Origin of the sequence: Coprococcus comes ATCC 27758 (assembly GCF_025149785.1) — a bacterium.
Lineage (GTDB): Bacteria > Bacillota > Clostridia > Lachnospirales > Lachnospiraceae > Allocoprococcus > Allocoprococcus comes.
Genome location: NZ_CP102277.1, coordinates 1,969,944 through 1,995,529 on the forward strand (window position 1 = coordinate 1,969,944; position 25,586 = coordinate 1,995,529).

Here is a 25,586-nt window from a genome sequence, read left to right on the forward strand (position 1 = left end):
GAATCAATAGATATTTTTTATTTTGCGTTATCCAGGACCGCTTTTACATCACTTTTAAACTGCTTCCAGGCATCTTCATTTTCGACAAAGTATTTCGGACAGATTTTCCCTGTAATATCATAATGTCGGATCACATCTTCTTCTGTCAGCGAAAACTTTTCACACAGCCATGCTGTAAGTTGTACCATGCTCTTATAAGTTGCCTCGTTGAACTTTCCGGTCTCATCCGGATGACAGCACTCAATGGACACCGTATCAAAATTCCGTGTATTGGACGCATATGCAACCTCCCAGGTTGGTACGCACTGTACGATTTCCCCGTCCAGTCCTACTACAAAATTACTGCTTGCCTGCGTAATGTGACTGTCCTTCAGTCCCTCAAAATAGTCTCTGTTCTCCATCGCTGTCGAACCAGGATTGGCAGTGTAATGAATGACTATTCCGGTAATCTCATTGGTTGAAAGTCCCGGTCTTGAATATTCATTCACAGTTAACAGTTCTACATCAATATCCGGCTTTTGGGCACTGATCACTTCATCAGAAAGCTCACTGTATGCTCTCTGTGCAAAGATTCCTCTTCCACTGATCTTCATAATAGAAAGTGCAAGAAGCAGTGTGATCAGGATCGTACTTCCCACCTTTATATAACGGCTCATTCTGCGCCTCTTATTCGCCTCATAATAGCTTTTTCCATCGCCACCCCTGTACAGGTTGGCTCTGGTGTTTTTCTTCTTTCTTCGGTTCATTTCGTCATCTCAATCTTTTGTGTTTTTTGCAAATTTTCTGTTGGAATCCCAACTATATCCAGACTATCATAAAATGGTGAGAAATTGTTGAAAAAATTATTATTTTTTTATTAAGGTAGTCGGAAGGGGACGTGTACCCCTCCGAAAAAACAATTGCCGCTGGATTCAGTTGACTGTTGAAGGTTTGGGTGAAGTTTGAAAATAGTTGGATAATGTAAGAGAGAAGAATCGTCTCTCTTACGGAAATGATTCTTCTCTCTTGATTAATTTTATATCTTATTCATCTACGCTGTAGTTTGGTGCTTCTTTTGTGATGTGAATGTCGTGTGGATGGCTTTCTTTGAGGGATGCGGAAGAAATTTTTACGAAACGTCCTGTTGTCTTGAGAGTTTCGATGTCTGGTGCTCCACAATAACCCATTCCGGAACGGAGACCGCCCATTAACTGGAATACAGTATCTTCTACAGATCCTTTATAGGCAACTCGTCCTTCTACGCCTTCCGGTACAAGCTTCTTCGCATCTGTCTGGAAGTATCTGTCTTTGCTTCCGTTCTCCATTGCTGCGATAGATCCCATTCCACGATATACTTTGTATTTTCTTCCCTGATAGAGTTCGAATGTTCCCGGGCTCTCATCGCATCCTGCGAAGATACTTCCCATCATACATACGTTGGCTCCGGCTGCGATCGCCTTTGTCATATCACCTGAGTACTTAATACCACCATCTGCAATAATCGGAATTCCCGACTCTTTTGCTGCTTCGTAGCAGTCCATAACAGCTGTGATCTGTGGTACACCGATACCGGCTACGATACGGGTTGTACAGATGGATCCAGGTCCGATACCAACCTTTACTGCATCAACACCTGCCTCGATCAGCGCTTTTGTTGCTTCCCCTGTTGCAACGTTACCTGCGATCACCTGAAGATCCGGGAATGCATCCTTGATCATTCTTACGGTACGAAGTACATTTGCTGAATGTCCGTGTGCCGAATCAAGTACTACTACATCAACTTTTGCTTTTACAAGAGCTTCTGCTCTTTCAAGACAGTTCGCTGTAATACCGATCGCTGCACCACACAGAAGTCTTCCCTGCGCGTCTTTTGCTGACAGTGGGTATTTGATCTGTTTCTCAATATCTTTAATTGTGATCAGACCTTTTAAGTTAAAATCTTTGTCTACGATTGGAAGTTTTTCTTTTCTTGCTTTTGCGAGGATCTTCTTTGCTTCTTCCAGGGTGATACCTTCCTGTGCTGTTACAAGACCTTCGCTTGTCATGGATTCTTTGATCTTCTTGGAGAAATCTTCTTCAAACTTGAGGTCACGGTTCGTAATGATACCTACCAGCTTTCTTCCCTCTGTGATCGGAACTCCGGAAATACGGAACTTCGCCATCAGTTCATTAGCATCTGCCAGTGTATGCTCCGGCGACAGATAGAATGGATCTGTAATGACACCATTCTCAGAACGCTTAACCTTGTCTACTTCTTCTGCCTGCTGTTCAATCGACATATTCTTGTGAATAATACCGATACCTCCCTGGCGTGCCATAGCGATCGCCATACGATGTTCGGTAACAGTATCCATTCCCGCACTCATCATCGGTATGTTAAGCTTAATGCCCTTTGTAAGATAAGTTGATAAATCAACCTGATTTGGAATTACTTCTGAATAAGAAGGTACCAGAAGTACATCATCGAAGGTGATTCCTTCTCCAATAATCTTTCCCATGATTTTTCTTCCTTTCTCTCTCGTCTGTAATTTTGATTATCTGCTATGATAACGCATAAATCTATGCTATGTCAAGTCCTTTATCGAGTACATTCGTCCGTCCGTGACAATCACATTTCTACAGATCACTGATAATTTTACGTAACCGTCTTTCTGGATGCAATTGTACCCCGGAACCTGCAAGCTTTTCTGCACGTCTTTCGGGAATTATTTGCAAAATACTTTTCTTGGTGCCAGCATCTTCAGTCCTTCACAAACTGCCTTATTTGGCTCAAAAATAATTTTTTTCTTTTCCCCGTTATTTACAACGATCAGCTCATATGTATCTGCCCCCGGCATACCTGAACTGTAATCGGTTCCTTTCAGCCCTTGATAAGGTCTGAGTTCCGGCGAACCGGAAGGTGCCATCATCTCAAGATCCGTCATCTCCATGGAAAACATATTTTTCCGACGGGATTTTGCCATAATCTTATCAATATCAAGACTCCCATTCACAAATAAATACTCATATTCAACATCCATACTCCGGAACAAAAAAACATCCAGTGCGATCATGATCACCGGACCAATTATTCCGAATGGGATCATAAATATAAGTACGACCGACAGAACAGTAAGTATGATAAGTATTGCTTTGATCAGCGTCGTCGAAGATGCTTTCTGCCTCTTCACCAGCTGTTCTGTGTAAAAATCACCCATATCCTAACCTCCAAATTTATATATTAGAACTATTGTAACACTTTTATAATAAAAAGAAAACTCCTCTTCTGAGGAGTTTTCTAAAAATCATATTTTTAGCTTACATCATGCCCATTCCCGGAGCTCCGCCTGCCGGCATAGCCGGTGCATCTTCTTTGATGTTAGCAACAACGGATTCTGTTGTAAGGAGTGTAGATGCAACACTTGTAGCGTTCTGCAGTGCGCTTCTTGTTACTTTTGCAGGATCAAGGATACCTGCTTTCACCATATCTACATATTCTTCATTGTAAGCATCAAAGCCATTTCCCGGTTCAGCTTCTCTTACCTTGTTGATGATAACTGCGCCTTCAAGACCTGCGTTAGCTGAAATGTGGAATAATGGTGCTTCCAGAGCTTTGAGGACTACTTTTGCCCCTGTCTTTTCATCACCTTCCAGAGTTTCTGCAAGTTTGGCAACTTCTTTTGATGCATGGATGTATGCTGATCCACCACCTGCAATGATTCCTTCTTCTACTGCTGCTCTTGTTGCATTAAGAGCATCTTCCATACGGAGTTTTGCTTCTTTCATCTCTGTCTCAGTAGCAGCACCTACACGGATAACTGCAACTCCGCCGGCGAGTTTTGCAAGTCTTTCCTGAAGTTTTTCTTTATCAAAATCAGATGTTGTCTCTTCGATCTGAGCTTTAATCTGTCCGATTCTGGCTTCCAGAGCAGCCTTATCGCCCATACCATCAACGATGACTGTATTCTCTTTCTGAACTTTTACAGATTTTGCACGTCCAAGCTGTGCCATTGTTGTATCTTTCAGTTCCAGACCAAGTTCTTCTGAGATTACCTGTCCGCCTGTTAAGATTGCAATATCTTCCAGCATAGCTTTTCTTCTGTCACCATATCCAGGTGCTTTTACTGCAACTACATTGAATGTTCCACGCAGTTTGTTGACGATCAGAGTTGTAAGAGCTTCTCCTTCGATATCTTCTGCTACGATAAGAAGTTTTGCTCCTGACTGTACGATCTGTTCCAGCAGTGGAAGGATTTCCTGAATATTAGAAATCTTCTTGTCTGTGATCAGGATATATGGATCGTCAAGATTTGCTTCCATCTTTTCCATATCAGTGCACATATATGCTGAAATATATCCACGGTCGAATTGCATACCTTCTACAAGGTCAAGCTCTGTCTTCATTGTCTTTGACTCTTCAATTGTGATAACGCCATCGTTGGAAACTTTATCCATAGCTTCTGCTACCATCTCACCAACACTGTCATCACTTGCTGAGATAGCTGCTACTCTTGCGATCTGCTCTCTTCCTGTAACTTTGCTACTCATCTTCTTGATAGCTTCTACAGCACAGTCTGTTGCTTTCTTCATACCTTTTCTTAATACGATCGGGTTTGCACCTGCTTCCAGGTTCTTCATTCCTTCGTGTACCATAGCCTGTGCAAGAACAGTTGCTGTTGTTGTACCATCACCTGCAACATCGTTGGTCTTAGATGCAACTTCACGGATCAGCTGTGCTCCCATATTTTCAAATGCATCTTCCAGTTCGATTTCTTTTGCGATTGTTACACCGTCATTTGTGATAAGCGGTGCTCCGAATGATTTATCCAGAACTACGTTTCTTCCTTTTGGTCCGATTGTTACTCTTACTGTATCAGCAAGTTTGTTGACACCTGCTTCCAGTGCCTTTCTTGCGTCTGCTCCGTATTTAATTTCCTTTGCCATTTCTATCACTCCTGATTCTTAAAAATAAAATTCTGTTCTGATCTGAAAATCTGATTTTTATCTGTATATGATATCCTGCCGGATTATCTGATCACTGCAAGAATATCATTCTGTTTTACAATGATGTATTCTTCATCATCGAGTTCTACTTCTGTACCTGCATATTTGGAATAGATAACTTTATCACCTACTGAAACATTCATCGTAACTTCTTTTCCATCAACAACTCCGCCAGGTCCTACAGCAACAACTTCTGCCTGCTGTGGTTTTTCCTTTGACTGTCCAGGAAGTACGATTCCTGATTTGGTAGTCTCCTCTGCAACTAACTGTTTTAATACAACTCTGTCAGCTAATGGTTCTAATTTCATTATAATTCCTCCTAACTCTATCTTGTTAGCACTCAATAAAATCGAGTGCTAAAAACTTTCTAGGTATAAGATAGCACTCTCTTTCTTTTTTGTCAACATTCGATTTTGAATTTTATAATTACTTTAGATTTATTTCATAAAATCCATTCGTCACCTGCAGGACCAGAATCATACCTGCACGGTTCTCATAACGCTCCTTTATCATCCCTGTACACACAGTCTCACAAGTGATCGTCCGGATCCGGCATTCATATACTGCATCCAGTGAAATATCAGAAAGACTGCCTGATCGCAGGATCAGATGTACCTGCTCCATCTCCTTCTGATATTCTATGACTGTTGCCTCATAAATATTCTCATCTTTTTCCTTATCTTCTTTCAGATACTGTACCATCGTAAGTACAGCTTTATCTCCATCATACATGCTCTCTTCTCTCCTTTTTACAAATATAATTCCCCGTTAAAGAAAAGGGCATCAGATTTGTCTGATACCCCTCTTTTACTTTTATCCTTAATTCATTTTTTCTTTTTTGATCTTATCCAGTTCTTTGAACACGTAATCATTCACAACCTTGATGTAAGTTCCTTTCATACCGGATGAACGGGATTCGATCACACCCGCACTCTCAAATTTGCGGAGTGCATTGACAATTACAGAACGGGTGATTCCCACACGGTCTGCAATCTTGCTTGCCACCAGAATCCCTTCCATTCCGTTAAGTTCATCAAAAATATGGATGATTGCTTCCAGCTCAGAGAAAGAAAGGGTGCTGATCGCAGATTGTACGATCTGTTCTTTTCTGGTCTCTTCTGCACTCTCTTCATTAACAGAGCGGAGCATCTCAAGTCCCACGACAGTGGTTCCGTACTCACTCAAAATGATGTCATCAATTTCGTACATGGACTCTTTTCTGTATAAAAACAAAGTTCCAAGTCTCTCTCCTGCAATGTTGATCGGAGTAATGATCGCCTGATATCCCTGGGATACATCAGCTGTAAATCCAAGTGTCTGCAGATTAACATTCTCTTTTGTGGAAAGAATACTTAGAAGACGTTCATTTAACATCGGATCAATATGTTCTCCCACTTCGTCCTGCAAAAGCTCATGGATCTCCGGGACTCCTTCGCATGTGCTGACACCGAGTACCTTTCCTTTCTTACTGACTACCAGTACATTCGATGCCAGAATCTCTGTCAGAACTTCACAGATATCTGTAAACACAACTTTGCTTGAATTATTATTGTGCAACAGTTTGTTAATTTTTCTTGTTTTATCCAATAGTTGTACGCTCATATCTGCCTCCATATATTTTTATTAAAAATGTGCGTTTCCGGTCGCATTTTTCATGAATATGAAATATTGTTGAAATTATGCACACAAATTAGTCAAAAAAATGTGTACACAAATATATTATCATACAATTCTGAATAGTTCAATGAAATTTGATTTATTTTTCATCTTTCTCTTTATTTTTAACAAACCCACACTGTTCATTACCGCAGACAAGTTTATTTCCCTTTTCTACCATATAACTTCCGCATTTCGGACATTTTTCTTCTGACGGCTTCTGCCATGACATAAAATCACATTCCGGATTATCCTCACATCCATAATAACGTCTGCCTTTCTTTGTCTTGCGCAATACAATGTCTTTTCCACATTTCGGGCAGGCAACTCCGATTTTCTCCAGATACGGTTTGGTGTTGCGGCATTCCGGGAATCCGGGACATGCAAGGAACTTTCCATGGGGACCGTATTTGATAACCATATTTCTTCCACATTCTTCGCAGACTACATCGGTTACCTCATCCTCGATTTTAACTGTTTCCAGCTCTTTTTCTGCTTTTTCAACCGCTTCTTTCAGATCCGGATAGAAATTGCTGATAACCGATTTCCACTCTACCTTTCCTTCTGCGATCATATCCAGAAGTCCTTCCATATAAGCGGTAAAGTTGACATCAACAATGCTTGCGAAAGACTGCTTCATAATATTATTGACCACTTCACCAAGCTCTGTCATATAAAGATTCTTGTTCTCTTTTGCAACGTATCTTCTTGTAATGATCGTAGAGATTGTTGGTGCATAGGTACTCGGACGTCCGATTCCAAGTTCTTCCAGTGTCTTTACAAGAGATGCCTCGGTGTAATGTGCAGGTGGCTGTGTGAAATGCTGCTTATAGTCAAAGGATTCTTTCGTCAGTTCTGAATCTTTATCGATACTATTGACCATTACATTTCCACTCTGTTTTTCCTCATCGCTTTCCACATATGCCAGACGGAAACCTTCAAATATAATCTTAGATGCCGATACCGTAAAACGGTAATCATCTGCTCCAATTTTAACAGAAGTTGTCTCATATTTTGCCGGCTGCATTCTGCTCGCCACAAAACGCTTCCAGATCAGCTGATACAGACGGAACTGGTCTCTTGTAAGAGATTCTTTGATTTCTGCCGGAACACGGGTAACATCTGACGGGCGGATGGCTTCGTGTGCATCCTGAATATTTTTCCCGTCATTTTTCTGCTTCTGTTCCGATGTAGTCTCTGCCACATACTCTTCTCCGTAGGCTTTTCCAACATAGGCTCTTGCATTTGCATCCGCCTCCTCAGAAATACGGGTCGAATCCGTACGCAGGTAAGTGATCAGACCAACCGTTCCACTTCCTTTAATATCCACACCTTCATAAAGCTGCTGTGCGATACGCATCGTCTTTGAAGTTGCAAAATTCAGTGCTTTGGATGCCTCCTGCTGAAGGGTACTAGTCGTAAACGGAAGCGGTGCTTTTTTACTTCTCTCTCCGCGTTTTACATCGACCACTTCATATTCTGCTTCTTCCAGATCTGCAAGAATCTTATGCAGTTCTTCTTCGTTATGGATGGTGATCTTCTCATCCTTTGTTCCATAGAATTTTGCTGTAAGAGGCTTCTTTTCTCCCTTTACCTTGAAATTGGCGTCCAGTGACCAGTATTCTTCCGGAATAAACGCTGCGATCTCATCTTCCCGGTCTGCAATGATGCGAAGTGCCACAGACTGCACACGACCGGCACTAAGTCCTCTTTTTACTTTTGCCCAGAGAACCGGACTGATCTTATATCCCACGATACGATCCAGCACACGACGCGCCTGCTGCGCATCTACCAGATCCATGTCGATATCACGTGCATTTTTCAGGGATGCCTTTACCGCACTTTTAGTGATCTCGTTAAAGCTGATCCGGTATACTTTCTTTCCTTCCAGTTTAAGTGCTTTCATCAAGTGCCAGGAAATTGCTTCTCCTTCGCGGTCCGGGTCAGTTGCAAGATAAATCTTATCTGCTTTTTTTACTTCTTTTCTAAGTCCTGCAAGGATCTCACCTTTTCCTCTGATTGTAATGTATTTCGGCTCAAAGTCATGCTCCAGGTCTACTCCCATCTGACTTTTCGGCAAATCTCTTACATGTCCGTTTGATGCCATTACCACGTAATTGCTGCCGAGAAATTTCTTTATGGTCTTCACTTTTGTCGGTGACTCTACAATCACAAGATAACGTGCCATATATTATATTCCTCCATATTAACAGTGTCAGATCATTTAGCTCTGACATAATAATTTTTTGATCTTTCCTGAATGCATCCTTTCAACTGAAGAGATACACAGATTCCCATCACCTCCTGTGGAGTAAGTCCGGTTTCTCTCTGTAAATCATCCAGCCCCCGCGGATACAAACCGAGCTTACTATACACCAAATTTTCTTTCGTTTCAAGCTTTATTTTATTTTTCGTGTCTGATATAATTGCGATTTTCTTCTTTAGCAGCCCTTTTATAACCAGTTCTTCCAGCAAATCTTCTTCATTCAAAAGAATCCCTGCTCCCTGCCGGATCAGGCGGTTACAACCACAGCTCAGCGGCTCTGTCACCATCCCCGGGAGAGCATAAATGTCTCTTCCTTGTTCAAGAGCCATGTCTGCTGTAATCAGGGATCCGCTCTTTTCTTTTGCCTCCATAACAAGTACCACATCGGCAAGTCCGCTGATCAGACGGTTTCTTGCCGGAAAATGCCAGGCAACCGGTGGAGTTCCCGGTGGCTGTTCAGACAGTATGCCTCCCCGCTTTATTAAATCTTTATAGAGTCCTTTATGTGCCGCAGGATAACATACATCTGCTCCGCCTCCCAAAACCGCAAATGTTTTCCCTCCGACATTTAATGCAGCCCGGTGTGCCATTCCGTCAATTCCTAGTGCCATTCCACTGATGATCTGGATTCCGCTCTCCGCAAGTCTTTCAACAAAGCGAAGCGTCATTTTCTCACCATAGCTGCTACATCTTCTGGCACCCACCACTGCCACCGACGGCATTCCCTCCCGTGGCATCTCCCCGATAAAAAAGAGTGCATACGGCATTCCCGCAAGTTCTTCAAACCGTTTCGGATAATTGTTCTGTCCCCGGACTGCCATCTGAATTCCCCGGTCCACCACTTTTTGATACGCTTCCCTCCAATTCCTTTTTTTCTTACTTTCTTTCAGAATCCCCCACTCTTTTTCTGTAATTATCTGTTCTCTGATCCCTTTTTCTTCTATATAATATACTGCTTCCGCAGATCCGTTCTTTCTGCATAATTCACACTTTCTGTCACCTGTGATTCCTTCCACACACGCCAGCCAGTATGTATACCACATTTCACTCATTTCTCTTATCCCCAATATTCTTTATCCATAACCCGATAACCCAGTGCCTCTCGGAGTGTCACAATATCGATCTCCTCTTTTTCCTCCATATCTGCGATCGTCCGTGCCACCTTCAACACTTTATGATAGCTTCTCACCGTCAGCTTCATCACTTCATAAGCCTGGCGCATCATCCGTTCTTCTTCTTTCCCAAGACGGCAGTATTTTTCAATTTCATTTTGCCCCATCTGTGCATTTTTTGTCAGCTTTTCTTCTCGAAAACGATCCATCTGACGCATTCTTGCAAGCATCACTTTTCCTCGCATGGTTCTGGAATCCATCCCTGTTCCCTTTCCGGTCAGTTCTTCATATTCGACCTTTGGTGCCTCCATGCAGATATCAATCCGATCCAGAAACGGCTGGCTCAACTTTCCCTGATAATTCCGGATCTGCCCGGGCGTACAGGTACATTGGGGACCAGGAGCCATTCCGCAGGGACATGGATTCGTTGCAGCAACCAACATAAAGTCTGCCGGAAAAATATAAGCTCCCTGCTGCCTTGCCAGATGAATGCATTTTTCTTCCAACGGCTGCCTGAGCACTTCCAGAACACCTCTCGGAAACTCCGCCAGCTCATCCAGAAAAAGGACACCTCCATGCGCAAGTGTTGCTTCTCCCGGCGATGGGATTCGTCCGCCTCCGATGAGCGCTGCCCGTGTCACAGTATGATGGACCTCCCGGAACGGTCTCTGCCAGATCAGCGGATTCTTTCTTTTAAGCAGTCCAGCCGTACTGTAAATCCCCGTGATCTCCAGACTTTCTTCCCGGTCAAGCGGTGGTAGGATTGTCGGGATCCGTTTGGCAAGCATCGTCTTTCCGGAACCAGGCGGACCGACATAAAGCAGGTTATGTCCTCCTGCCACCGCCACCATCGTTGCTCTTTTTACTGCTTCCTGTCCCTGAATATCACTATAATCTATGTCCCATTCTTCCGTTCCATGAGCCTCTTCCCGGTCAGTTTTCTCCATCTGAGGCATATACTCACCCTTCAGCCATCTGCATACCTCCTCCAGAGTCTCTGCCCCAAAAATCTGTATTCCCTGCGCCAGCCTTCCCTCATCCTCATTTGACTTCGGAATCACACAATATCTAAAACCAGCCTTCTTTGCTTCCAGAACAATCGGAAGGATTCCCTCTACCGGCTGCAGCTTTCCATCCAGTCCGAGCTCTCCTGCAAGTAAAATATCCTCCACTGCTTTTTCCGGGAAAATCCCCATTGCCCCAAGTACTGCAACTGCAATTGGAAGGTCAAATACCGATCCCTTCTTGCGGACACATGCCGGCGACAGATTGATCACAATCTTTTTCGCCGGCATGGTATAACCGGCATTACGCATGGCAGTTCTTACCCGTTCTGCTGCTTCCTTTACCTCAGAAGACAGATATCCCACCATATGAAACATTGGAAGTCCGTTCCCTGCATCTGCCTCTACCTGCACAAATTCTACTTTCAGCCCCAGAATCGTTGCCGAATGTACCTTATAAAATCCCATATTAAATTCACCCTTGCCTTTCCCCGGCAAAAGTTCAGAAGTTTTATTTCAGAAAATGTATGGCGAAATGCCATGAGTGATTTGCTAAAAGAAAACCGATATCTTTTAGAAAATGTATCCTTATGATAGTATGGGTAGGGGATTTTGTCAAGATGATTGGGAGGGGAAATTTGTGGGAGTAGGTTGTGAAGTCATCGTGGGAGAATCATCTCTTTTGATTCTCCCACGATGACCGCCGTACTTTACTGGCAAAGTTTTGCCTTGCTGTATCATAGATGGGACAAAATGCCACTGCACAGGTGGGATGGAACCCTGTGTGCAGTGGCATTTTCTAAATAAGCATTATTTGCTTAATCTTTGTTTCATGTATTCGTTGGCGTTTAATTCCAGGGTGTCTTCCAGTGGCGCAAGTGGTTCTATTTGACCGTATTTGCGTTCTAGGGCAGTTTGTAATATAAAATCGCAGAGTACCGGGTTCTTTGGTAAAAGGGAGCCGTGCGAATAGGTTCCGAAGACATTTTTGTAGCGGGCTCCTTCGGTTTGGTCTTCTCCGTTGTTGCCGTAGCCTTTGAGCATTTTGCCGAGTGGTGATACGCCTTCACCCAGGTAGGTCTTGCCAGAATGATTTTCAAAGCCGACTACGACAGCTCCACTGCTCTCCGGGAGGGTCTCAAACATATAATTGCCAATCATACGCTCTTTTGATCCAACGGTATGAATGTTGATCGCGCCGGTAAAATCGAGCTGGACACCATCCCAGGTCTTATAATACTGGCCAAGCATCTGATAGCCTCCGCAGATTGCGAGGAAGGTCTTTTCATCTTCCACAGCCGCGCGGATCTCTGCTGCTTTTCCGGTCCCCAGGTCTTTCAGAAGGACTTCCTGTTCAAAATCCTGACCTCCGCCAATGAAGAAGATATCATAGCGGTTTGCATCCAGCGTTTCTCCGATCGAGCAGCCTTCTACATTGACCTTGATTCCCCGATCCTCCATACGACGTTTCATTGTGATGATATTGCCCCGGTCTCCATACAGATTAAGGATGTCCGGATAGAGATGACAGATATTCAGTTCCATAATTCCCTCCTTATTCGTAAAATGCCTTGATATCGGTATGCTTGCTGATCTCGCCGCGCAGATCAAACATAGCGGTATAAGTTGGCATAATAAATGTCGGTGTCTCATCCGCTCCGATTGCTTCTAAAAGGTTCTCATAGTCGCGGATCACTTCAATCCGTCCAGTGTCAAATCCTGCATATTTCAGGCGGAGCGCCATATCATCTGCACGGACTCCGGATACCAGAATACGGGTAAAGCGTGCGCTCTGGCGGGCAAGTGCTTCAAAATCCACATCCCAGATCCAACTGATATCGGTTCCATCTGCATAACGGTCGTTCAGAAGGAACGCAATCTTGCACTCTTCCTCATCATTAGAGATCTGGTTGATGACCTGATTGTACCCTGCCGGGTTCTTGACAAGCATCATACGTGCTTTAGACTTGCCAAGTTCAAACTGTTCCGCACGTCCGAAACCACACTCAAATCTGCTGAGTGCATCAACTGCTGTGTCTTCATCGATTCCAACAATCTCCGCAGCCGCAACACAGGCTGCCGCATTGTAAATATTGTAACCTCCCGGAAGATTAATGTGCACATCATGGTTATGCCCGAATGCATTTAACACGATATCCGAAGAATCTGCTCCGGTACGCACTACCTGCGTCACGCCAACCTGCGGTGTCTGCCGGTGATATCCACATTTCGGACAGCGGAAACCGCCAAGATGGCTGTAAGTTCTGTAATCGTATTCATATTCTGTCTTACAATGAATACAGTACACTGCATCAGACAATTCAAACGCTGTCTCTTTGTAAATCGGCACATCCACCCCGAACCATACAACCTTATTCGGTACATCATCTGCAAGAGATGACGTCAATGAACAGTCCGCGTTCAGGCACAGGGTTGCATCCGGTACGTGGGTAATTCCTTCGCGGATTGCATTCAACGTGTGAGTGATCTCCCCATATCTGTCCAGCTGGTCACGGAAAATATTGTTGACTACCAGACACTCTACCGGCAGCATCTCACTGGTCTTGCGGAACGCTGCCTCATCGCACTCGATCAGTGCGTGTGTGTAGGAACACTTGCCAGAAAGACTGCAGTGCTGTGCAAACACCGTAATGATCCCAGTCAGAAGATTGGCACCGGATTTATTTGCGAAGTACTTATATCCGGCTTCTTCAAATGCCTGCTCGATCATACGGGACGTGGTCGTCTTTCCATTGGTTCCGGTCACTACCGTAACCTTCACCCCACGTGATAATTCCTTTAAAATATCTTTGTCAATTTTTAATGCGATCTTGCCCGGCAGGTTCGTTCCGCCTCGTCCCATCCGCCGCAGGACTGCATTGGATGTCTTACAGGCAAGTACCGCTAATCTTGTCCTTATTCCCATAATTTTTTCCTTTTCTCTCGTAATCTCATTTCTTTTGTAAAACATATCTGCTACTACATGATTCAACGCTCATTATAACGCATTTTCAGACGTACCACAAGCGCAAAATAACCCGAATGGAAAAGCACAGAACATTTCACTTTTACATACAATGTTAGTAACTCTATTTTGAGGTAATCGTATTGAAATCCTTTCCTCCGCCTCTTACTCCAAAAGAGGAATCCGAGCTTCTGAGACGCAGTGCAGACAGTGACAATGAGGCCCGTCATATTCTGATCGAGCGCAATCTCCGTCTGGTCGCTCATGTCATAAAAAAATATCAGCATCTGGAGGACGATACAGAAGATCTTCTGTCCATCGGAACCATCGGACTTATCAAAGCAGTTTCCACCTTTAACCCGGACAAAAAAGCCCGGCTTGCCACCTACGCCTGCCGTTGCATCGAAAATGAACTTCTGATGATGCTGCGCACCAAGCGGAAGAGTAACCGGGAAACCTCCCTATACGAACCAATCGGTACAGACCGTGAAGGGAATGAGATCCGCCTGTATGATGTCATCGAATCTGATGAAGAAGATGCCTGTATGCAGCTTGCTCTGAAAAATGATATTTCTCTTCTCTATGAAAAACTGGAATCCGTTCTCACCGACCGTGAACAGCTGGTACTGAAAAAACGCTACGGTCTTTATGGTGAAAAAGAATATACCCAGAAAGAAGTTGCAGCTTCTCTTGGCATCTCACGTTCCTACGTTTCGCGAATTGAAAAAGGGGCGATCCAAAAACTCCGCCCCTGCTTTCTTCCTTCTCATTTTTAATTTTTGCCGGTCTAGATCCTGTCTGTCTATTTTTTAATTCATGATGCTTCTTTCACACCGGCAGACAGGACACTCTACTCAAACATTCCTATACCAAAAAGCAGAATGCCAAGTCCCAGAAAGACGCTACTTACAATCACAAGCCCCAGCAGAGTTTTCTTTTTCTCTCTTGGCAGAAGTCCCCTGTCGTATCCCGGCTGCCCTTTATGGATCAGGTAATTCCCCGCATAAATCAGAAACGGTCCTGCCGAAGCATACATAAAATACACCGCCACCGTCACAAGCAAAATGCCTGTCGATGCCATAGCTTCTGCACTTTCCATCTGCTCTGAAGCCACACTGGAAGTAAGCTGTAAAAGCAATGTCGGCAACGCATTATTGATCAGATGGAATAGCATGTTATAAAACATGTTATCCGTCTCGGCAAGCAGATATCCCATGGCGATTCCAAGCATCGCTGTCGGCACAAACCGCCAGAAGCTTCCGTGAAATGCACCGAACACTGCTGCACTGATCAGAATTGCCGGCCATGGACTCCTAAAGCCACGAAAACAGCTGAAAAGCCCGCCTCTGAATGCTATTTCCTCAAAAATCGCCGGCGTGACACAGATCAGAAGAAATGCAAGTCCAAACGGCAGTCCGCCGGATAATTCACTCACACTTTCTGTAGCCCCACTCATCTGCTCCGGAAATACATAAAGCAGGATCGATGTCGGAATCATCGTGATCAGAAGGGTTCCGATCCACATCAGCAATGTTCCGACAGTCTTTGCGATCGTCGGTCTGTGAAATGGAAATGCACGCTTTACGTCTTCCCTGAAAAGCACTACTATTCCAAGTGCCAGCACCGCAAGAAGACCCTCATACATTGGAATTCCCCACTCACCAAAATAATAGACACAAAATCCGGAAAGCCAGAATATATCCACGCCGTACAGAAGGATCAGTACGATCGCCGCATATGGCTTCCACGTTTTTTTATTCATCTGCTTCCTCTTTTCTTCTGAGAATATCGTACTTGTCAGCCCTACCGGAAAGTTCTACATACAGTACCTGCTTCGGATGTGGTGCACTCTCCTGTTCTTCTCCTTCTTCATTTACGATCCGTTTTACCTGAACCTCCACGTTATCTCCGTTCGGTTTCATGATCTCAATCGTCTCGCCCACCGAAAATTTATTTCTCTGTTCGATCTTCACCATACCGTCTTTAATCTCTTCTGTGATTCCAAGATATGTGTACTCCCGGATATAGGTGTTGCTGTCATAAATCTGTGCCTCTTCCGATGGTTTTCCAAAGAAAAATCCAGTTGTAAACTGCCGATAGGTACAATTCGAGATCTGGTCCAGATACCACGGCATATTCTTCCTGTAAAGCTCCGGATCTTTCTGATAATCATCAATTGCTTTCCGGTATGTTCTCGCTACAGTTGCCACATACAGAGCCGTTTTCATTCTTCCTTCGATCTTGAAGCTGTCAATCCCCGCATCGATAAGCTCCGGAATATGTTCGATCATACAGAGATCTTTTGAATTGAAAATATACGTTCCTCTCTCATTTTCATAAACCGGCATATATTCTCCCGGACGGGTTTCTTCCACAACAGAATATTTCCAGCGGCACGGATGGGTGCATGCGCCATGGTTTGCATCCCTGCCTGTAAAGAAATTACTGAGCAGACATCTTCCGGAATAAGAAATACACATTGCACCGTGTACGAATGTCTCAATCTCCAGATCATCCGGGATATGTGCACGGATTTCTTTGATCTCACGCATGGAAAGTTCTCTTGCAGATACAACTCTGCTCGCCCCTTGTCTGTACCAGAACATATAAGTTGCATAATTTGTATTATTGGCCTGTGTACTCACATGTCTTTCAATTTCCGGACATACTTCTTTTGCAATCTCAAATACACCCGGATCAGCAATGATCAATGCATCCGGTTTTATTTCCTTTAACTCTTTAAAATATTCCCGCACGCCTTCCAGATCGTAGTTATGTGCCAGAATATTTGCAGTTACATATACTTTTACATCATGCTCATGTGCAAACCGGATTCCTTCCATCATATCTTCTTTGGAAAAGTTCTTTGCCTTTGCACGAAGTCCAAATGCTTCTCCTCCAATATAAACTGCATCTGCTCCAAATACGACTGCAGTCTTCAACACTTCCAGGCTGCTTGCCGGTATCAATAATTCAGGATGTCTTGCCATTATTTTTTTCCTTTCTGTTACTGTTATCTCCTGTTTTTATTTTCGCACGCTCAGTGCCACCCCATCTCCCAGCGGAAGAATAGACGTCTCAAGCTCAGGATGATGTTTCAGAGTATACAGATACTCCCTCATCCGGCTATGGATCGTGCGGTCTCTTCTTTCCACCGCAAACCGTGACTCAATAATATCTCCGTCCTGCAACACATTATCCGTGATCAGGATCCCTCCCGGCACAAGGAAACGCATCACCTGTTCTAAATATGCCGGATATTGTCCCTTTGCGGCATCCATAAACACAAAATCAAATCCTGCATCATCCGGCATGCCTTTCATAATCTCCAGTGCATCGCCTTCAAGCAGCGTAATTTTCTGTTCCATACCTGCCCTGGCAAAATTGGCTCTGGCAATTGGAATCCTTTTTTCGTAATTTTCGATTGTTGTAATGTGACATTCCTCCGGAGAATATTTTCCCATCAGAATTGCCGAAAATCCAACTGCTGTCCCAATTTCAAGAATCTTTACCGGACGTTTGATCTCCAGCATTACTTTCAGAAAACTTTTTGTCTCTTTGCGGATGATCGGAACCATGTCCGCAAGGGCTTCCTGTTCGATCTCATCGAGAACGGGAATGTCCGCGCTTTCCAGAGAATGGAGGTAAGTCGTCAGTCGTTCTTCTACTATCATATCTTCCTCTTTTCTTCCAAGGGAATTCTTATCCTATACATTTATCATAGAAGCGCAGACAAAGTTTATTTTCTTTTCAACTCTGACTGCGCTTCTTTATGCAGATATCTTCGCATCTGCTTATTTTCATAAAAATGCCACAGGCATCTTTATATTATACATCCATAATGATCGGAAGGATCATTGGTTTTCTCTTGGTTCTTTTCCAGATAAAGTCATTCATTGTGTCGCGGATCACAAGCTTAATCTTGCTCCAGTCAGCATGACGGCTCATCAGACATTTTTCAACCGCTTCCGTAACAACCTTCCGTGCCTCTTCCATCAGGCTTTCAGATTCACGTACATAAACAAATCCACGGGATACGATATCAGGTCCGGCAAGAAGCTGGTTGGTACGCTTTTCCAGTGTCAGAACAACAATCAGGATTCCGTCTTCTGCCAGATGCTGACGATCACGCAGTACAATATTACCGACATCGCCAACACCGAGTCCATCTACCAGGATTTCTCCTGTGTGTACCTTATCTAAAACTTCTGCACTTTCATCATCCAGTGCGAGTACATCACCTGACTTGAGGATGAAAATGTTGTTCTTCGGAATCCCAAGAGATTTGGCAATACCTGCGTTCGCTTTCAGATGACGGTATTCTCCGTGAACCGGAATTGCATATTTTGGTTTTACCAGTGAATAGATCAGCTTCAGCTCTTCCTGGCACGCATGTCCGGATACGTGCGTATCCTGGAAAATAACATTCGCTCCCTTTTCAGAGAGTTCATTGATGATATTCGATACCGCTTTTTCATTACCCGGGATCGGATTAGAGCTTAAAATGATCGTGTCACCCGGCATGATCGAGATCTTCTTATGGATATCTGCTGCCATACGTGACAGAGCCGCCATAGATTCTCCCTGGCTTCCGGTTGTGATGATCGTTGTCTTCTCTCTTGGATAGTTTTTCAACTGATCTGTCTCGATCAGCGTATTCTCCGGCACATTCAAATAGCCAAGCTCTGATGCAACCGAAATGATATTTACCATACTGCGGCCTTCTACAACTACTTTACGTCCATACTTGTAAGACGTATTGATGATCTGCTGTACACGGTCTACATTCGAAGCGAAGGTTGCTACAATAATTCTTGTATTGGAGTGTTCGGCAAAAAGCCGGTCAAATGTAGCTCCCACTGTCCTTTCTGACTGTGTAAAACCAGGTCTCTCCGCATTGGTACTGTCTGACATCAATGCCAGTACCCCTTTCTTGCCAATTTCTGCAAAACGCTGCAGATCAATCGCATCACCAAATACCGGTGTATAATCTACCTTAAAGTCTCCGGTATGCACAACAATACCTGCCGGCGAATAGATTGCCAGTGCCGATGCATCCTGGATACTGTGGTTCGTCTTGATAAATTCAATTCTGAATTTTCCAAGATTGATCGACTGTCCATGGCGCACTACTTTTCTTTTAGTTGAGCGGAGAAGATTGTGCTCTGTGAGCTTTTTCTCGATAATTCCCATAGTCAGCTTTGTTGTATAAATCGGCAGATTAATCTCTTTAAGCACATAAGGAAGCGCTCCAATGTGATCCTCATGTCCATGTGTGATCACAAAACCCTTCACCTTATCCGCATTGCTCTTAAGGTAACTGATATCCGGGATTACAAGATCGATTCCGAGCATATCATCTTCCGGGAACGACAATCCGCAATCTACTACAATAATACTGTCTTCATATTCAAAGGCAGTGATATTCATTCCGATCTTTTCAAGACCTCCAAGCGGAATGATCTTAAGTTTTGAGTTGCTTTTTTTCTTCAATCTCACACCTCCATATATTTTATGTATCTTATCCGTACATTTAATTATCGTAAAATTCGGAGTCCGCCTCTGTGTGCGAACCCCGTTCTTATCTGTCAGAAATATTCTTTTGACAGTTCCGTCTACACTTCAATCTCCACATCCTCCAGAAGCTCTTCGAACACCTTGAGTACGGCATTAAGCTCTACTTCCTCTTCTACCATCTCATAAACGCTGTCCTTCTCTTCCGGCGCACTTGTATCCTTCAAGATCAGGCACTCTGCATCATCCTCTTCTGAATCTGCAACCAGAAGGTAAGTCACTCCATTCAGTCTGGTCTGCTCCACAACAAAAAATTCTTCTGCTTCGCCGCCTTCTCCGCATGTAAACGTTAATTTTTCATTCTTCATATACTTTCCCCTTATCGTCTGATTGTATTCCAAAGCCTGTTACTTTTGCATACCCAGAGAGTCCAGATATCCCTGCAATATAAATACAGCCGCGATCTGATCCACATACTGCTTGCGGTTCTCCCGTCTTACACCGGATTCCATAAGTGTCCGTTCCGCTTCCACCGTTGTAAGGCGCTCATCCCACATCACGATCTCAATGCCGGTACGCCGCTTCAGCATCTCTCCAAATTCCAGTGCCTTCTCTGCCCGTTCTCCGATATCATTATTCATATGTTTCGGAAAACCGATCACAAACTTCTCTACTCCATATTCGGTTGCAAGGCTCTCAATCCTTGCCAGTGTCTTCCGAAGCTTGTTCTCGTCCTTCCTCGTAACTGTCTCCACTGCCTGTGCCGTAATCCCCAAAGGATCACTTACAGCAACACCTACGGTCTTCGTACCATAATCAAGTCCCATTATCCGCATCATATCTTCAACCTACAGTTCATGTCTGATATAAGCTTTTAATAATTCTTCTACTATCTCATCCCGCTCAACCTTCATCACAAGGCTTCTTGCTCCGTTATAGCTGGTAATGTATGTAGGATCACCGGACATAATGTATCCTACAATCTGATTCACCGGATTATATCCTTTTTCCACCAGAGCATTATATACAATTTCCAGAATATCTTTTGCCTGGATCTGTGGTCCTGTCTCTACCTGAAAAAATTGTGTATTCGTTATATCTTTCATCTTACGACCTCCAATACTTCATATTCATTTTAATATAATCTATACAAAAATTCAATGCATAATTTGTGAAAGTGAAGTAAGTTCTATCTCTTTTAACTGATTGGTCCACCGGTCTGCCTGTTCCGGTTCGCATGGAACCCCAATCCGCAGATATTCCTTGGTGTGCCCTGTGACATAATTTTTCCCATCACGTTCTGTCATCTCTTCAAATAGAACTTCCACCTTTTTCCCAAGCCATCCTTCTTCATAGCGTTGCATTTTTTTGCGGTTCAGTTCCAGCATGATATTGCTTCTTCGCGTTTTTTCATGTTCCGGGATCTGCCCGTCCATCTTCGCAGCCTTCGTTCCCTGGCGTTTTGAATACTTAAATATATGAGTCTCATAAAAATTGATGCTGTCTACAAAGTCCCGGGAGGCTTCAAATTCTTCCTCTGATTCCTGCGGGAATCCTACGATCACATCGGTTGTCAGTGCCGGATTTTCAAAATACTTCCGGAGAAGCTCACATTTTTCCCGATATTCTGCCGCATCATATCTGCGGTTCATCCGTTTCAGGGTTGCATCACATCCGCTCTGCAGAGACAGGTGAAAATGCGGACATATCTTCGGCAGGCAAGCCAGTTCTTTTGCAAATTCTTCCGTCACGATACGCGGTTCCAGAGAACCCAGACGGATCCTTTTGATCCCTTCAACTCCATGTACCGCGCGGATCAGATCCAGGAGTCCTTCTGTCTGCTTTCCATTTTCATCTTTCCATTCCAGTCCGTAAGAACTGAGATGGATTCCGGTAAGTACCACTTCCTGATACCCATGTTCCGCAAGTGTACGCACCTCTTCCACTACGTCTTCTTTTTTCCTGCTGCGCACGCGTCCTCTCGCATAAGGAATGATGCAATAGGTACAGAACTGGTTGCAGCCATCCTGCACTTTCAGATATGCCCTTGTATGCTCTGCTGTCCGGGAAAGATGGAGGCTCTCATACTCGAAGGTATGGTTAATGTCAATGACCTCCTGCATCTGTTCCGGAATGTCTTCTTTAAAATATTCTTCCAGAAGGCGGATCAGATCCTTTTTTTTATTATTCCCGATTACAATATCTATATTCTCATCCAGCTCACCCATATCCGCCTGCGCCTGCACATAACAGCCGGCCGCTACGATCACTGCATCAGGATTCTGTTTTCGGGCACGATGGATCATCTGTCTGGACTTGCGGTCTGCCATATTCGTCACCGAGCAGGTATTGATCACATAGACATCTGCCAGATCATGAAACGGTACGATCTCATATCCGTTCTTTTCCAGCAGTTCCTGCATCGCTTCTGTTTCATAAGCATTTACCTTACAGCCCAGGTTGTGTAATGCTGCTTTTTTCATAAATTCATCCTACTTTCAATATTTATAACATTTAACGAAAATTTCATTCATTCTTCGGCGTTTTGTTCCTTGACTTTTTTATGTATAACTTTTAATATAACTATAGAAAATGAAATCAAGGAGGTGTGTTTTCAATGAAAACCGTACAAATTTCTTTAAATTCTATCGACAAAGTAAAATCATTCGTAAACGAAATCACAAAATACGATTACGATTTTGACCTGGTATCCGGAAGATATGTGATTGATGCAAAATCTATCATGGGTATCTTCAGTCTTGATCTTTCTAAACCGATCGATCTGAACATCCATGCTGAGAACCAGGATGCTGATAACATCATCGAACTTCTGAAACCATACTTAGTATAATAGAATGCGAAGTATCAGGACGCAGTACATTTTCTGTACTGCGTCCTTTCTTTTTTTGAGGAGAGCCTGAAAAAGCTCCCCTTTTTCTTTTATTATTTTACGATGATCGTCTCCACAGTATTCACTGCTTCTGCAAACAGTTCATCAATCTTTTCACTTAAGTTTTCTTCTGATTTGCGGATCACTTCTACATTCGGTTTGGTTACCGGATGTTTTGCCACGAAGATCGTACAACAGTCTTCGTATGGAAGAATGGAAGTCTCATAGGTTCCGATCTTCTCTGAAATATCTACGATCTCCTGCTTGTCAAATCCGATCAGTGGCCGATATACCGGCAATGTACATACATCGTTGGTTGCCATTAGGCTCTGCATGGTCTGGCTTGCCACCTGTCCGATACTTTCACCGGTAATAAGTCCCAGGCATCCGTCTTCTTTTGCAAAATGCTCTGCAATCCGCATCATATAACGGCGCATGATGATCGTCAGTTCATCATGTGGGCATTTTTCATAGATATAAAGCTGGATATCGGTAAAGTTGACTACATGCAGCTTGATCGGTCCTGTATATTTGGAAACCTGCTTTGCAAGATCCACTACCTTCTGTTTGGCCCTCTCGCTGGTGTACGGCGGTGCATGGAAATAGGTTGCCTCCAGTCCGACGCCACGTTTGGAGATCATATAACCTGCAACCGGACTGTCGATTCCACCGGAAAGCAGAAGCATCGCGGTTCCATTGGTCCCGATCGGCATACCGCCAGGTCCCGGAATGATCTCGGAATAGATATAAATCTCTTCTCTTACCTCTACATGAAGCAGTACATCCGGGTGGTGTACATCTACCCGGATTTCCGGGAATGCATACAGAATAGCTTCTCCGAGGTCATAATTGATCTCCATTGATTTCTTCGGATAGGTTTTCTTTGCACGACGGGACTCTACCTTAAATGTGATATTCTTATCCGGATAAACCTCATCCATGTATGCGATCACATCTTTTTTCAGTTCTTCAAATCCTTTATCCTCTACGCGGACAACCGGACAGATCCCTACAATTCCGAATACTCTTTTCAGAGCTTCTACCACTTCATCTCCGTCATAATCTCCGTCACAGTCCACATAAACTCTTCCCTGTGCTTTATAAGTATGGAATAATCCATCCAGATCCTTTAATGAATGCTTGATCTGTCTTACCAGCGCATCCTCGAACATATAGCGGTTCTTTCCCTTGATTCCAATTTCTCCATATTTTATCAAATAAGTCTGAAACTTCATTTTTTCCTCCTAATGGCGTGTGTACTTTCTAAGCATCGGTACACAATTATATAATGTTTCCAACGTATAGTCAATTTCTTCTTCTGTAGTAAATTCTGACATACTGAACCGAAGCGTTGCGTCCAGATATTCTTTTCCGGCTCCGATTCCCTTTAGCACTCCGCTGATCGCCGGATGGTTGGATGCACATGCCGAACCGGATGATACATAAATCCCCTTCTCTTCCAGTGTATGAAGAAGAACCTCACTCCGGATTCCTGCAAATCCCACACTGATGATATGTGGTGCACTTGTTTCATCATAAAGTCCGTGGATCACAGTATGATCGATTTTCTGTACCCCTTCGATAAAGTGCTGTTTCAAGGCACGCATATGTGCCACCTTTTCATCTAGGTCCGTGTAAATCGTCTTTGCTGCCAGCCCGATTCCTGCAATCCCCGGTACATTTTCTGTTCCGGAACGCATGTTTTTCTGCTGTTCGCCTCCGAAAATGATCGGTTTTACTTTTGCTTTTTCATTGATATAGATAAAACCGATTCCCTTCGGTCCATGGATCTTATGTCCGCTTACAGAAAGCATATCGATTCCCATCTTTTTCGGGTAAATCTTATATTTTCCAAATCCCTGTACTGCATCCACATGGAACAGGATATTTTTATTATAAGCCTTTACGATCGCAGATGCTTCTGCAATCGGCTGAACCGATCCCACTTCGTTATTCACATACATGACCGATACCAGGATCGTCTCGTCACAGAGCGCTTCCTTTAACGCATCCAGGCGGATCCGTCCATACTCATCAACCGGAAGATAGGTCACACGATAGCCCTCCTCCTCTTCCAGGTAACGCATGGTATTGAGAATTGCCGGATGTTCAATTGAACTGGTGATCAGATGCTTGCCGGCACGGTGATTGGCACGTGCACCTCCGATCAATGCAAGGTTGTCACTTTCTGTTCCACCGGATGTGAAATAAAGTTCCTTTTCCTGCACCTTCAGAATCTTTGCAAGTGTCTCCTTCGCCTCACGGACATACGCTTCTGCATCCACACCTTTTTTATGCATGGAGGATGGATTGCCGTAATCCTCACACATCACTTTTCCAACTATATCCCGAACACACTCATAGGCTCTCGTTGTTGCTGAATTATCCAGATAAACTTCCATTTTTCTTTGTCTCCCAAACACTTCTTCTCTTTATCTTATGCAGTTCTTTGCCTGCCGGTCTACTGTTCCAGTTCAAACATCAGTATAGCAAGCGTTGCAAGTCCGGCTGTCTCTGTCCGCAGGATCCGCCTGCCCAGGGTGATGACCCTCGCCCCCATACTGACTGCTGCATCAACTTCTTCCGGTTCAAATCCACCCTCTGGTCCGATAAAAATCCCAACAGACTGTCCACTTTTAATCTGGCGGATCACTTCTCTTGTCACTTCCATACCACCTGCAAGTTCATACGGAAGCAACGTCACATCAAGCTCTTCTGCCATTTTCAGTGCTTCTTTATAAGAAAGCGGCATGGTAACTTCCGGGATCCGGCTTCTTCCGGCCTGCTTTGCCGCACTTTCTGCGATGGAATTCCAACGGTCTGCTTTTTTCGCTGCTTTCTTATCATCCAGACGAACAACAGAACGCTTCATTGCTACAGGAATCACCTGATACACGCCAAGCTCCACCGCTTTTTGCACAATCAGCTCCATCTTGTCGCTTTTGGGAAGCCCCTGGAAAAGATACAGCTTTGACGCCGGTTCCGTGTCCGCTTCCATCTCTTCCAGAATATGCAGAACCGCCACATCTTCTTCATAGGCTTCCACCTCGCACAGATAGGTTCTGCTTTCTCCGTCACTGATTTCAGCCTTTTCATGCAGCTTCATCCGGAGCACATTCTTCATATGATTAACATCTCCGCCTTCAATCCGGATCTTATCTCCGGAGATCTGCTGTGGTGTTACAAAAAAATGATGCATCTTTTCTGATCCTCTCTG

General features: G+C 43.9%; 25 protein-coding genes. 2 read left to right on the top strand and 23 right to left on the bottom strand.

Annotation, left to right across the window (positions count from 1 at the left end; all coding sequences use genetic code 11):
* Positions 1-17: 17 nt before the first annotated feature.
* From NQ556_RS09905 to NQ556_RS09960, 12 genes are all read right to left on the bottom strand, one after another.
* Positions 18-746, bottom strand: coding sequence for a peptidoglycan recognition protein family protein (locus tag NQ556_RS09905; RefSeq protein WP_008375036.1), 729 nt, complete (start codon positions 744-746; stop codon positions 18-20).
* Positions 747-1,022: 276 nt separating this feature from the next.
* On the bottom strand, positions 1,023-2,477 hold the full coding sequence (guaB, locus tag NQ556_RS09910) for an IMP dehydrogenase (protein ID WP_008375034.1): 1,455 nt from the start codon (positions 2,475-2,477) through the stop codon (positions 1,023-1,025).
* 207 nt (positions 2,478-2,684) lie between these two features.
* Complete coding sequence (locus NQ556_RS09915; RefSeq protein ID WP_008375032.1) at positions 2,685-3,176, bottom strand: DUF6106 family protein; 492 nt, start codon at positions 3,174-3,176, stop codon at positions 2,685-2,687.
* A 100-nt stretch (positions 3,177-3,276) separates the two neighbouring features.
* Positions 3,277-4,902, bottom strand: coding sequence for a chaperonin GroEL (groL, locus tag NQ556_RS09920; RefSeq protein WP_008375030.1), 1,626 nt, complete (start codon positions 4,900-4,902; stop codon positions 3,277-3,279).
* 83 nt (positions 4,903-4,985) lie between these two features.
* Entirely contained in the window at positions 4,986-5,270 is a 285-nt protein-coding gene (locus NQ556_RS09925; protein WP_022220380.1) for a co-chaperone GroES, read from the bottom strand.
* A 118-nt stretch (positions 5,271-5,388) separates the two neighbouring features.
* On the bottom strand, positions 5,389-5,694 hold the full coding sequence (locus tag NQ556_RS09930; protein ID WP_008375025.1) for a hypothetical protein: 306 nt from the start codon (positions 5,692-5,694) through the stop codon (positions 5,389-5,391).
* A gap of 87 nt (positions 5,695-5,781) precedes the next feature.
* Positions 5,782-6,564, bottom strand: a complete 783-nt coding sequence (gene codY, locus NQ556_RS09935; RefSeq protein ID WP_022220379.1) for a GTP-sensing pleiotropic transcriptional regulator CodY — start codon at positions 6,562-6,564, stop codon at positions 5,782-5,784.
* A gap of 154 nt (positions 6,565-6,718) precedes the next feature.
* Positions 6,719-8,806, bottom strand: a complete 2,088-nt coding sequence (gene topA, locus NQ556_RS09940) for a type I DNA topoisomerase (protein WP_022220378.1) — start codon at positions 8,804-8,806, stop codon at positions 6,719-6,721.
* A gap of 32 nt (positions 8,807-8,838) precedes the next feature.
* Positions 8,839-9,936, bottom strand: a complete 1,098-nt coding sequence (gene dprA, locus NQ556_RS09945; RefSeq protein ID WP_008375019.1) for a DNA-processing protein DprA — start codon at positions 9,934-9,936, stop codon at positions 8,839-8,841.
* A 5-nt stretch (positions 9,937-9,941) separates the two neighbouring features.
* Entirely contained in the window at positions 9,942-11,468 is a 1,527-nt protein-coding gene (locus NQ556_RS09950; RefSeq protein WP_044999238.1) for a YifB family Mg chelatase-like AAA ATPase, read from the bottom strand.
* A gap of 342 nt (positions 11,469-11,810) precedes the next feature.
* The gene (locus NQ556_RS09955; RefSeq protein WP_022220376.1) at positions 11,811-12,545 is read right to left on the bottom strand and encodes a type 1 glutamine amidotransferase; all 735 of its coding nucleotides are present in this window, start codon (positions 12,543-12,545) and stop codon (positions 11,811-11,813) included.
* 10 nt (positions 12,546-12,555) lie between these two features.
* A complete protein-coding gene (locus tag NQ556_RS09960) occupies positions 12,556-13,926 on the bottom strand; it encodes a MurT ligase domain-containing protein (protein WP_022220375.1) in 1,371 nt (456 codons plus the stop codon).
* A 182-nt stretch (positions 13,927-14,108) separates the two neighbouring features.
* Between NQ556_RS09960 and sigK the strand changes: the two genes are divergently transcribed.
* The gene (gene sigK, locus NQ556_RS09965) at positions 14,109-14,741 is read left to right on the top strand and encodes an RNA polymerase sporulation sigma factor SigK (protein WP_022220374.1); all 633 of its coding nucleotides are present in this window, start codon (positions 14,109-14,111) and stop codon (positions 14,739-14,741) included.
* 74 nt (positions 14,742-14,815) lie between these two features.
* On the opposite strand, the gene NQ556_RS09970 is transcribed toward sigK, so the two are convergent.
* The 8 genes from NQ556_RS09970 to mtaB form a co-directional block, all read right to left on the bottom strand.
* Positions 14,816-15,727, bottom strand: coding sequence for a CPBP family intramembrane glutamic endopeptidase (locus NQ556_RS09970; protein ID WP_022220373.1), 912 nt, complete (start codon positions 15,725-15,727; stop codon positions 14,816-14,818).
* Positions 15,720-16,955: a peptidase U32 family protein gene (locus tag NQ556_RS09975; protein ID WP_008375008.1), complete on the bottom strand. Its 1,236-nt coding sequence runs from the start codon at positions 16,953-16,955 to the stop codon at positions 15,720-15,722. Before NQ556_RS09975 ends, NQ556_RS09970 begins: the two co-directional genes overlap by 8 nt.
* 36 nt (positions 16,956-16,991) lie before the next feature.
* Positions 16,992-17,639 carry an O-methyltransferase gene (locus NQ556_RS09980; RefSeq protein ID WP_008375007.1) on the bottom strand — a complete coding sequence of 216 codons (648 nt, stop codon included), beginning with the start codon at positions 17,637-17,639 and terminating at the stop codon, positions 16,992-16,994.
* Positions 17,640-17,793: 154 nt separating this feature from the next.
* A complete protein-coding gene (locus NQ556_RS09985; RefSeq protein WP_044999236.1) occupies positions 17,794-19,458 on the bottom strand; it encodes a ribonuclease J in 1,665 nt (554 codons plus the stop codon).
* Positions 19,459-19,580: 122 nt separating this feature from the next.
* On the bottom strand, positions 19,581-19,847 hold the full coding sequence (locus NQ556_RS09990; RefSeq protein WP_008375002.1) for a DUF1292 domain-containing protein: 267 nt from the start codon (positions 19,845-19,847) through the stop codon (positions 19,581-19,583).
* A gap of 39 nt (positions 19,848-19,886) precedes the next feature.
* Complete coding sequence (ruvX, locus tag NQ556_RS09995) at positions 19,887-20,315, bottom strand: Holliday junction resolvase RuvX (protein ID WP_044999233.1); 429 nt, start codon at positions 20,313-20,315, stop codon at positions 19,887-19,889.
* A gap of 12 nt (positions 20,316-20,327) precedes the next feature.
* The gene (locus tag NQ556_RS10000; protein WP_008374998.1) at positions 20,328-20,585 is read right to left on the bottom strand and encodes an IreB family regulatory phosphoprotein; all 258 of its coding nucleotides are present in this window, start codon (positions 20,583-20,585) and stop codon (positions 20,328-20,330) included.
* Positions 20,586-20,636: 51 nt separating this feature from the next.
* Positions 20,637-21,962, bottom strand: a complete 1,326-nt coding sequence (mtaB, locus tag NQ556_RS10005) for a tRNA (N(6)-L-threonylcarbamoyladenosine(37)-C(2))-methylthiotransferase MtaB (protein ID WP_008374996.1) — start codon at positions 21,960-21,962, stop codon at positions 20,637-20,639.
* A 134-nt stretch (positions 21,963-22,096) separates the two neighbouring features.
* Here mtaB and NQ556_RS10010 point away from each other — a divergent pair, with 134 nt between their 5' ends.
* Positions 22,097-22,330 (top strand): HPr family phosphocarrier protein, encoded by a 234-nt coding sequence (locus NQ556_RS10010; protein ID WP_008374994.1) that lies wholly within the window; start codon positions 22,097-22,099, stop codon positions 22,328-22,330.
* Between the two features lie 92 nt (positions 22,331-22,422).
* Here NQ556_RS10010 and thiI read toward each other — a convergent pair whose 3' ends face one another.
* Genes thiI through NQ556_RS10025 form a run of 3 tightly spaced genes read right to left on the bottom strand, consistent with a single transcriptional unit; the run spans position 22,423 to position 25,568 of the window.
* Positions 22,423-23,604: a tRNA uracil 4-sulfurtransferase ThiI gene (gene thiI / locus NQ556_RS10015; RefSeq protein WP_008374992.1), complete on the bottom strand. Its 1,182-nt coding sequence runs from the start codon at positions 23,602-23,604 to the stop codon at positions 22,423-22,425.
* Between the two features lie 9 nt (positions 23,605-23,613).
* The gene (locus NQ556_RS10020) at positions 23,614-24,771 is read right to left on the bottom strand and encodes a cysteine desulfurase family protein (protein WP_008374989.1); all 1,158 of its coding nucleotides are present in this window, start codon (positions 24,769-24,771) and stop codon (positions 23,614-23,616) included.
* 59 nt (positions 24,772-24,830) lie between these two features.
* A complete protein-coding gene (locus NQ556_RS10025) occupies positions 24,831-25,568 on the bottom strand; it encodes a 16S rRNA (uracil(1498)-N(3))-methyltransferase (protein ID WP_008374987.1) in 738 nt (245 codons plus the stop codon).
* Between the last annotated feature and the right edge of the window lie 18 nt (positions 25,569-25,586).